8 protein-coding genes and 1 pseudogene are annotated in these 8,370 nt (G+C 64.5%); 6 read left to right on the top strand and 3 right to left on the bottom strand.

Annotated features, from left to right (window positions below; translation table 11 throughout):
• The 5 genes from B0T44_RS25430 to B0T44_RS25410 all read left to right on the top strand — a co-directional run.
• Positions 1-1,176 (top strand): WD40 repeat domain-containing protein (locus B0T44_RS25430; RefSeq protein ID WP_139795360.1); only part of this gene is annotated, 1,176 nt, incomplete at its 5' end.
• Between the two features lie 73 nt (positions 1,177-1,249).
• Entirely contained in the window at positions 1,250-1,702 is a 453-nt protein-coding gene (locus B0T44_RS25425; protein WP_077121918.1) for a DUF4231 domain-containing protein, read from the top strand.
• Positions 1,703-2,293: 591 nt separating this feature from the next.
• Positions 2,294-3,550 carry a tyrosine-type recombinase/integrase gene (locus B0T44_RS25420; RefSeq protein WP_077121920.1) on the top strand — a complete coding sequence of 419 codons (1,257 nt, stop codon included), beginning with the start codon at positions 2,294-2,296 and terminating at the stop codon, positions 3,548-3,550.
• 404 nt (positions 3,551-3,954) lie between these two features.
• Positions 3,955-6,084 carry a tyrosine-type recombinase/integrase gene (locus B0T44_RS25415; protein WP_254854262.1) on the top strand — a complete coding sequence of 710 codons (2,130 nt, stop codon included), beginning with the start codon at positions 3,955-3,957 and terminating at the stop codon, positions 6,082-6,084.
• Positions 6,085-6,108: 24 nt separating this feature from the next.
• A complete protein-coding gene (locus B0T44_RS25410; RefSeq protein WP_077121924.1) occupies positions 6,109-6,759 on the top strand; it encodes a class I SAM-dependent methyltransferase in 651 nt (216 codons plus the stop codon).
• Positions 6,760-6,801: 42 nt separating this feature from the next.
• Here B0T44_RS25410 and B0T44_RS28655 read toward each other — a convergent pair whose 3' ends face one another.
• Positions 6,802-7,005 carry a hypothetical protein gene (locus B0T44_RS28655; RefSeq protein ID WP_077121926.1) on the bottom strand — a complete coding sequence of 68 codons (204 nt, stop codon included), beginning with the start codon at positions 7,003-7,005 and terminating at the stop codon, positions 6,802-6,804.
• A gap of 148 nt (positions 7,006-7,153) precedes the next feature.
• Between B0T44_RS28655 and B0T44_RS26880 the strand changes: the two genes are divergently transcribed.
• Positions 7,154-7,399: a hypothetical protein gene (locus B0T44_RS26880; RefSeq protein WP_139348044.1), complete on the top strand. Its 246-nt coding sequence runs from the start codon at positions 7,154-7,156 to the stop codon at positions 7,397-7,399.
• On the opposite strand, the gene B0T44_RS25400 is transcribed toward B0T44_RS26880, so the two are convergent.
• Both B0T44_RS25400 and B0T44_RS25395 read right to left on the bottom strand, forming a co-directional pair.
• Positions 7,396-7,827, bottom strand: a complete 432-nt coding sequence (locus B0T44_RS25400; protein ID WP_077121928.1) for a hypothetical protein — start codon at positions 7,825-7,827, stop codon at positions 7,396-7,398. The genes B0T44_RS26880 and B0T44_RS25400 overlap by 4 nt on opposite strands.
• A 331-nt stretch (positions 7,828-8,158) precedes the next feature.
• Positions 8,159-8,370, bottom strand: a pseudogene (locus B0T44_RS25395) (hypothetical protein); the annotation flags it as partial.

Below are 8,370 nucleotides of genomic sequence, written 5' to 3'. Positions count from 1 at the left end.
GCCGTCGCGATCAGCGCGGACGGACGCTGGGTCGTCACCGGCGGCGACGAGGGCGGAGTGCGGGTGTGGGACACCAACGCCGATGCTGACTCTGTCGCCGAACCACCCGCCCTGCCCGGCATCGGCCCCCGGCCGGTCAGCGCCGTCGCGATCAGCCCGGACGGACACCGAATAGTCAGCAGCGACAGCGCGGGTGTGGTGCGGATGTGGGGCACGGTCTCCGCCGAGGCCGAACCACGCGCCCTGCCGGATGCGGGCTCCTACACGATCAAGGAGGTCGCGATGAGTCCGGACGGACGCTTTATCGTCGCCGACAACGACGACGGGGTGCGGGTGTGGGGTCCCACCGATGCTGAGCCGCGCAACTTCTCCAGCGGCAGCAACGAGCCGGTCACCGCCGTCGCGATCAGCCCGGACGGACGCTGGATCGTCACCGGCGGCGCCAAGGGCGGGGTGCGGGTGTGGGATACGGACTCCGCCAGTGCTGTACCAGACAACCTGCCCGGCACCGGCACCTCATCGATCAACGCCGTCGCGATCAGCCCGGACGGACAGTGGATCGTCGCCGGCGACAACGACGACGGGGTGCGGGTGTGGGGTCCCACCACCGATGCTGAACCGCGCAACTTCTCCAACGGCAGCAACGAGCCGATCACCGCCGTCGCGATCAGCCCGGACGGACGCTGGATCGTCACCGGCGACTACGCACGAAAGGTGCGCGTGGGAAATACCACCGATGCTGAACTACACGTCCTCCCTGATCCAGACCCCGCCACCAACCCCGAGCCCAGTGCCGGAGTCGGGGACGGGGCCGATAATGGGCGGGTCGAAGCCGTAGCGATCAGCCCGGACGGAAACTACATCGTCACCGGCGACGATGCGGGCAGGGTGCGGGTGTGGAACACGAATCTGAGCCGGGACACCGTCTCCCTGGCTGCCAACGGAGGGGGCTATATTCGTACATATTCGTTAGATCCTCGGGGGTGGTCGATCAACGCCGTGTCAGGGATCGGCGGTTTTGCTGTTCTCCCGATCCCGAACTCGAAACCAGGGATGGAGCAATTGTGTTCCAAGCTGACAACGACGATGAGCAAGGCCGAATGGGACGAATGGGTAACGCCGAGCAGTGATCCCATCCAACTGTGCGAGGGACTGAAACCGCCTACCGGGAGCTGAACCTATGACGAGTTCTCGGCGAGGAGCGCCACAGACACCGAGTCGTACCCCACCCTCACCAGGAAGGCACAGCGTGACAGTTCAATCCGAGGCCGCCGCCATCGACCCGGTGTGGCAGCGACTGACCGACCAAATCGCCTGGTACAGCGCGCGGAGCCGGTCCGCCCAACGCGCATACAAACTGGTCAAACTCGGACAGGTCGTCACCGGCGCCGCCGTCCCCGTTATTGCCGCCTTGCACGCACCCGCAGCAGTAACAGCATCGATAGCGGCGGTCGTCGTGGCAGCCGAGGGAGTACAGCAGCTGTTTCAGTGGCATGCCCACTGGTTGAACTACCGCGCCACAGCGGAGGCACTGAAGCACGAACGGCTCATGTACCTCGCCGAAGCAGGTCCGTATACCAGACCGAACCGACGGAAGATCCTGGCGCAACGGGTAGAAAACATTGCGGCACAAGAGAATACACGGTGGGTATCGGCGCATGCCGAAAGTCGCGAGGACACGGACACCGTTCAGCAGAGGTGAGCAGTCGATGAGACAGTGTGGCGCGGCGGCACGCCCCTCGAGCGGCCTCTGCGACCGTAGGGCCGCTGTTACGCATCGACTGTCTTGTCCATGGCAGGCAAGGCGCACCCTACCTGCGCTACACCAACCACAAGTTGCGCCGCGACGCGTTCGTCCCGATCGACACTGACCTGGTCGAGGCCATCACCGCCCAGCAGCAGGCGTCCTCGCAGAGTTCGACGACCCGGCATTCCTGCTGCCACGACCCACCCGCAATCCCGAAGCCAAACAGCCGTTCAGCACCGCCACCTTCAGGGGAGAACTGCGAAAGTGGTTGCTGGTCTGCGATAGTCGTGACTAACTCGCAAATGGGAACGGGCCCGCAAGGTCGTTATCGCCGGAGAGCAGCTGGCCACCGACACTGGGCCGTTGGTTGATGCGATCTGGATGAAGAACAATCTCGCCCGCGCGAAGATGGTTCTCCCGAATGGCTACTGCACGTTGCCGTTGCAGCAGAAATGTGAGTACGCCAACGCCCTATTGACTGAACTAACCCCATGGTTGGGGCAGGTACGAGCCACTGCGGTCGGGCTCGGTGGGTAGCTTGCCCGCGTGATCGAATCCGAGGAGAACACCCGCGATCTCGCGGGTCTGGTGGTGCCCCGGTCTGGTCGGTTGATAGCCACCGGCGAGGAGTCCGAGCCGTATCGGCTGCTGGACAGCCGCGGGGCGGTGGTCGCCCCGGTGGAGGTATTCCTGCGAGAGTTGCTGGCAGCGGGACGGGCGGCGCCGACGCTGCGCTCATATGGCATGGATCTGTTGCGGTGGTGGCGGTTTCTACAGGCCATCGATGGTGGCTGGGACCGCGCAACTCGGGTCGAGGCCCGCGATTTCAGTTGCTGGATCCAGCTGACGGTGAAGCAGCGCCGTCGGGTCGATCGTTCCGATGGGGCTGGTTGGGCAAAGCATAGGGCAGCAGAAGCCAATTCAGTCACCGGTAAGCCCGCTCCAGGAGACGGATACGCCCCGGCGACCGTGGCGCATTCGGAGACTGTGCTGCGGACTTTCTACGATTTTCACCGCGATGCCGGAAGTGGGCCGATTCTGAATCCGTTCCCGCTGGATCCGTCGCGGCGGTCCCGTCGGGCGCATGCACATCGCAATCCGATGGATGGGTGGGCGCGCGAGCGAGTGGGGCGTTATCGGCCGAAGGTTCGACATCGGATTCCTCGCGCGATTCCCGATCACCGGTTCAACGAGTTGTTCGCGGCGCTGGGGTCGCATCGGGACCGCGCGTTGGTGGCGTTCTGGATCTCGACGGGGGTGCGAGCGTCGGAGCTGCTGGGGCTTCGGCATTGCGACGTCGACCCGGGCCAGCAACTGATCACCGTAGTGCGCAAGGGAACTCGCGCTTGCCAGCAGGTGCCGGCGTCGGCGGATGCGTTCGTTTGGCTGCGGTTGTATCAGGAACAACTACACGGCCAGGTCCCCCAAGGTCGGATCCAGCCGGTGTGGTGGACGCTTCGGCGGCCGCGGCGGCCGTTGAATTATCACGCGGCGCACCGGATGTTCGAGCGCGCCAACGCAGTCCTCGGCTCGGACTGGACCCTGCACGACCTCAGGCATTCGGCCGCGGCCAGAATGGCCCGCGACCCGCAGCTGACGTTGAGCGACGTGCAGCTGGTCATGGGACATGCGCACCTGTCCACCACCGAAATCTATCTGACCCCGAACAGCGGCGAGGTGATCGCCGGAGTGCTGGCCCATCATGCCCGCACCGCCGAAGAGCGCGACAAGCCGGTGCCGCCACCGCCGGCGCCCGGTTACGACCCGCAGACGCTGAGCGTGTTGTTCGGAAGGAACCTGTGACCTCCATCGTCAAGCACAGCACCCGCAAACCCCTGACCGCCGCTGCGTCGGTCGCCGCCGAGCAGCGGCTGCGCAATGGTCAGCTGCGCACCGAATTTCCGCCACGATCCGTCGAGGGATGGTGGCCGCACACGGCAGCCACGGCCGAGCAGGTACAGCAGAGGTTGACCGCCCCACCGTTCGTCCCGTCGGCGAACGGCACCCGGGCCGGGCGACGGCGCGGAGTGACCAAGATACTGCGCTGGCTGTCGTCGTTCCCAGGTGGCACCTGGCAGGATCGCTGGCAGGTCAGCGGCGCCGAGGAACATCCGGGAGCGGAATGGATCGAGCTGCCGACGGCATGGCTGGCAGCACACGGCGGAACCACCTCCTACGACTCGACCGATCTGACGTCCGGGCTGCTGATGCTGATCTGCGGCGACGTGCTCCGCCCCGGCATGGATTGGATGCTTACCCGCACTCACCGGCATCTCGCGACAGCGATGGCACAGGTCAGGGATCCGAACGGGTTCGCGCGACTGGCCGAACTGGCCGCCGCCGAACCGGCCAGCTCCCGGGCTGACGCGAAGATCGCGACGACCCGCATCGCCGTGATCCTGGCCTGCAAGGGCGGCACCATCGCCGACATCGTCGTGGGTGACTGCGCAGAACTGGTCGACACCATGCGCCGAGTCCAGACTCGCGGCGGACAGAAGAAAGTCGATTTCTATCTCCGATTGCGCGCCATGGGCATCTTCGGCGAACACTCGCCGCACAGCATCCGGGCGTTCGGATTGGCCGGTGGACGACTGACAATCGAGCAGTTGGTCGACCGCTACCGCATCCAGTGCCGACCGATCCGCGACCTGCTCGTCGACTACCTGCGTGAACGCCAGCCGTCCCTGGACTTCGCCAGCATCGACGCGGTCTCGAGGACGCTGGCCGGCCTGTTCTGGGCCCGCATCGAGACACTGTCTCCCGGCATCGACACCCTGCAGATCCCTCCGGAGGTAATGCGTTCCTGGAAGGACGCCCTCGGCACCATCGAACGCACCACGATCAGCAGCAACGGCGAGCGGATCAAGGTGCCGGCGCCGCGGCTGAACCTGAAAGATGAACTGATGCGAGTGCGGGCCCTCTACCTCGACATCGCACACTGGGCTGTCGAGGACCCAGCTCGTTGGGGACCATGGGTCGCGCCCTGCCCGATCACCAACGCCGAAATTCAGAAGGCCAAGGAACGCAAGCACCGCAAGGCACGCATGGACCAGCGCACCCGGGAACGGCTGCCCGTCCTGCCTGTCCTCGTGCGCACCGTCAACGACCGGCGTCTCGCTGCAGCCCGAGTACTGGCCTCAGCCCAGGCGGCAGAACCTGGGGCGATCGTCGACGGCACCGACGGAAAGTTGCGAAAAGCTGTTGTTCCCCATGCGATCGGGCGATTCGTCTGGGCCGAGAACGTCGCTACTGGCAAACGCCGCAACCTGTCCTACGAGGAAGAGGAAGCGTTTTGGGCGTTCGCGACCATCGAGGTCTTGCGCCTGACCGGCATCCGCTGCGAGGAACTACTCGAACTGACCCACCACAGCATCACCGAGTACCGGCTGCCCAGCACCGGCGAACTCGTCCCGCTGCTGCAGATCGCACCGTCCAAGACCGACACCGAGCGCCTACTCCTGGTCAGCCCCGAGCTGGCCGACATTCTCAGCACCATCGTCCAGCGCTTACGCAACCCGGACGGCTCCATCCCGCTAATCGTTTCCTACGACGTCAGGGAGAGAATCTGGAACCCGCCCATGCCGGTGCTGTTCCAGCGCGGCATTGGTAACGAACGCCGCGCTTACACCCCGACCGCGATCCGCAAGCTGCTCATCAACGCCCTCGCCGCGACCCGGCTCACCGACCCGAACGGCGACCCACTGATTTTCAGCCCCCACGACTTCCGCAGGATCTTCGTCACCGACGCCATCATGAACGGCCTGCCACCCCACATCGCACAGGTCATTTGCGGGCACAAGAGCATCGACACGACCATGGGCTACAAGGCCGTCTACCCTGCAGAAACCATTGAGGCGCACCGGGCGTTCATCGCGCGCCGTCGGTCCGTTCGGCCCGGCGAGGAATACCGCACTCCGACCGACGAAGAATGGGACGCATTTCTGTCCCACTTCGAGAAGCGGAAAGTGTCGGTCGGGACATGCGCGCGGGCATTTTCGACGCCGTGTATTCATGAGCACGCATGTGTCCGATGTTCACTCCTGAGACCGGACCCGGCCCAACGAGCCAGGCTCGAAGAGGTCCGCGTCAATCTCGAAGCCCGCATCATCGAGGCCAGACGCGAGGGCTGGCTCGGCGAAGTCGAGGGCCTGCAGGTCAGCTACAGCGGCGTCAACGACAAACTCGCCCAGATCGACGCCACGCTCCAGCGAACCACAGCAGCGACCGAACTCGGCATCCCCGGATTCGATGCCATTTCCGGAAGGACTGCTGCCCCACAGAAATTAGCTCAGATGCTCCTCAACCCAGCCGCCGCAGCGTCGGTCAATGGCGATTGATGGTTACGGACTACCCTGCCAGTGATGAGCGCAGACGACTGGCTGACCGATACCCGAATCTCCTACGACACTGTCGCGCTGAGCTATGCCGACCAGGTGCGCGATGCCCTGGCTGGACACCCATACCTCCGTGCAGCTCTGGCATTGTTCGCGGACAGCGTGCGGGCCGCTGGCGGCGGGCTCGTAGCCGACGTCGGGTGCGGTCCCGGACACGTTACCGCCTACTTACACGAGCTGGGTGTTGATGCCTTCGGTGTCGATCTCTCCCCTGGGATGATCGAGGCAGCTCGGCGTGACCACCCTGGACTGCGGTTCGAGGTGGGTTCTATGACGGAGCTGGACTTCCCGGCAGCCTCGATGGCCGGCATGCTGGTTTGGCAGTCGTTGATCCACGTCCCCGACGACGAGGTCCCCGCCGTGCTGAGGCACTTTCATCGAGTACTGCGTCCCGGCGGACCACTGCAATTACTGTTCCACGTCGGCACCGAGTCGCAGTTGAAGACCCAAGGCTACGGCGGTCACCCGATGAATGTCCATGTCCACCGTCGGCAGCCGGACCTCATGACGACCTGGCTGCGTGATGCCGGATTCAAGGTCGAGGCTCACATGCTGCTCGCCCCGGAAGAGAAAGCTTCGCAAGCAATACTTTTCGCACGTCACCAGCCCTACCAGTAGTTCAGAGAAGCCTGCCTGACCTGCCCGGTCTTCGTCACCACCTCAGAGTTCTTGCCGCAGCATCGCCGTCAGCTCGAACAAACCCAAGCGTTGATCGCCCAGTCCGAACACTACGGCCTCCAGCGCATGGCCGAAATGAACCGCACCGTCGAGAAGAACCTGCTCGTCATCATCGACGGACTCACGGGCCCCCACCGGATGCTGCACTGGCGAAAACGTCTGCGGCTGCAACAGAAGATCCCACACCGGTGCCTGCTGACCGCCTCGCCGAACACGCCAAAGCCCGCCCTCGTCAGACCTTTCAGCGGGCACAGGACACGCTTGCTGAACTCGTCACCTCCGGCGACCCACTCACGGTCGCCGGACTCGCCGGCCGCGCTGGAGTCTCACGGTCATGGATTTACACCCAACCTCCTCGACCGCCACCCTGGCCAGCGACGAATCCCTGCGTCAGCGACTGGCGCTCGCCCACGAACGAATCACCCAGCTCCGCACCGAGGACCAACAACTGCGGGAAGCGCTTGCCACCGCCCACGGCCAACTCCGTGCCGCACGAGAAATCAGAGCCGAAGCCTCTCGAGTCGTCGCACGCCAGGATCTTTGTCAGCCGCCTCGGGCTGCGGGGCCGCCGACTTTCTAAAGCTCGAAGTCTCCTGCAATTTCGTCCCAGCACAGATCTCGCAGACCGGGATCGGCGTCCTCGCCTGACGGGATATCGGGAGTTGCTTGGAGCCACACGACGGTCAGCGCGGAGTGGTACAACACCGAATTCTTTCCTGCGTCGACCGGCTGCGAGAAGAAAAACCCAACGCAGGTCACGGCCGGCAGCAGCTCGACGGGGCCGAAACTACCAGGTGCAACATCGGGCCACTCTCGCACGGGCGGAACCATATGCACAGGAAAGGATGGCCGTTCCGCCCTGGCGCTCTCGAGCACGCCCTCCAGCTTGCGATCGTTCCATCGCGGAAACGGATACCCCTCCGACATCGCGCCATATGTCGATGACAGCCGCAGGTCCGAGAGTTCGATCGAGCGGCCGGACGTGAGAGCAACCTGCGCCAATGCCATAACAGACCAAAATACCGGCCGAGGCATCGTTGCTCGGATGCCACCTCGGGGAACGCACGTTCACGCGCATTCCCAGTGCACACCGAAAACTGGCACCGGCTCCTACCGCCTTGCCCGGACAGCGCAAGCAGTGGCCGCAGCGAGATGACGTCGAGATTCACTGATAGATCCCAGGTCAACACGCAAAACTGTTGCCATGAGCGACCACCATCAACGGCTACACAGCCTGACCAACCTGATCCGCCCGCGCAACGCGGCAACGACCGTGCGCGGGCGGACACTTTCCGGTGGGGTCTGCGTCCGGTCGGTGCGTAGCTCGCACTCGGACTGGTCAGTTGGAGCCGTTGCGAACCGGCGCGCTGCTGCGGCCCGCTGGTCGGCCGCTGAGCTCGGCATCGAGCGTGGCCTGGGCAACCTGCATTCTTTCGGAATACACAGGATCTTGCAGCCGCTCCCACATCTGGTCTTCGGTGACGTCTTCGATGTGGCAGCTCACCCACCAGATGTTGCCGAATGGATCCTTGATGCGTGCGCCGCGCTGCC

The organism is Nocardia donostiensis (assembly GCF_002081715.1).
GTDB classification, from domain to species: Bacteria; Actinomycetota; Actinomycetes; order Mycobacteriales; family Mycobacteriaceae; genus Nocardia; species Nocardia donostiensis.
This window is presented reverse-complemented; position numbering and strand designations above follow the sequence as displayed.